General features: G+C 67.0%; 2 protein-coding genes. One reads left to right on the forward strand and one right to left on the reverse strand.

All coding sequences use genetic code 11. The features are described from left to right. A partial coding sequence (locus tag EQG76_RS26520; protein ID WP_159717885.1) for an SDR family oxidoreductase occupies window positions 1-349 on the forward strand: 349 nt, incomplete at its 5' end. Window positions 350-672: 323 nt separating this feature from the next. Here EQG76_RS26520 and mtnA read toward each other — a convergent pair. Beyond that, on the reverse strand, window positions 673-1,569 hold an 897-nt coding region (gene mtnA, locus EQG76_RS26525), incomplete at its 5' end, for an S-methyl-5-thioribose-1-phosphate isomerase (RefSeq protein WP_159717887.1).

Raw genomic sequence — 1,569 nt, forward strand, 5'->3', positions numbered from 1 at the left:
TTTCGGCAATCCCGGCTATGCCGCAGCCAAGGCGGGCCTGGTCGCCTACACCAAGGCGATCGCCACCGAGCAGGGCCGCTTCGGCATCCGCGCTAACATCGTCTGCCCGGGCTCGACCCGCACGCCCGCCTGGAACCGCCGCATCGAAAAGGACCCGACCATCGTCGAGCGCCTTTCCAAGCACTACCCGATCGGCCGCATGGTCGAGCCCGACGAGGTCGCTAGCGCCGTCCTGTTCCTCGTTTCCGACCTGGCATCCGGCATCAGCGGTGCGGTCCTGCCGGTCGATGGCGGCCTGATGGCCGGCATGAAGGCGATGACCGAGGTGATCACCTCGGAGACCTTCTGAGCCGGCCATCCAGCTAATAGGATCATAGGCCTATTCATGCTATCCTGCGCTGTCCACCGCGCAGGATGCCTTCGATGCCACTCCATACCGAACCCGAAACAGGTTTTTGCACAAACGAACCCCAGAACGGCGAAACGCTGTCCAATATCAGTGGTTTGGCCGTCGGGTTCGCTTTGCATTCCGGGCCTGAGCAGCCCGAGCGCCGGAGAGGCCGCCCCGATACCCATTTTGCACGAACGAACCCGAGAACGGCAAAACCATCATCCAGATCAATGACTTGACTGTTCAGCCCGCGCCTGGACGGTTGAGCAGAACCTGAACCCTCACCCGCCCTTAGCCTGCTCCGGGAACATCGCGACCAGGCTTTCCTCCTTCGCCTCCGCCACGCCTCGCTCGGTGATCAGCCCGGTCACATAGCGCGCCGGGGTCACGTCGAAGGCCCAGTTGCCGCCGGGGCTGCCGGGGTTGGTGATCTGCACCGTGTGCAGCTTGCCCAGGGCATCGCGCCCGGTCACATGGGTGAGCTCGCGGTCGGCGCGCTGCTCGATCGGGATCTCCTTCACCCCGTCCCGGATCCGCCAGTCGATCGTGGTCGACGGCAGGGCCACATAGAACGGCACGCCGTTGGCATCGGCCGCCAGGGCCTTGAGATAGGTGCCGATCTTGTTGGCGACGTCGCCGGTCCGCGTGGTGCGGTCGGTGCCGACGATGCAGAGATCGACCTGGCCATGCTGCATCAGGTGCCCGCCGACATTGTCGGCGATGATGGTGTGCGGCACCTCCTCGTGCAGCAGCTCATACGCAGTGAGCGAGGCGCCCTGGTTGCGCGGCCGGGTCTCGTCGACCCAGACATGCAGGTCGATCCCCTCCTCGCGCGCGGCATAGACCGGTGCCGTGGCGGTGCCGCGGTCGATCGTGGCGAGCCAGCCGGCATTGCAGTGGGTGAGCACGTTGACGGGGCCCCCGCCCTTGCGCCGGGCAACCTCGCGGATCAAGTCCAGCCCGTGCCGGCCGATGGCGGAACAGATCTCGACATCCTCGTCGCAGATCGCCGCGGCCTCGGCGAACGCGCGGTCCACCCGGCCGGACGGTGCCTCGGCCAGCAGCACGGCGCGCATCCGCTCCAGCCCCCAGCGCAGGTTCACCGCGGTGGGCCGGGTGCGGATCAGCCGCTGATAGGCCTGCTCCACGCCCGCATCGGACGGGTCGGCCAGCATCGC

Origin of the sequence: Geminicoccus flavidas, from assembly GCF_009806515.1 — a bacterium.
GTDB classification, from domain to species: Bacteria; Pseudomonadota; Alphaproteobacteria; order Geminicoccales; family Geminicoccaceae; genus Geminicoccus; species Geminicoccus flavidus.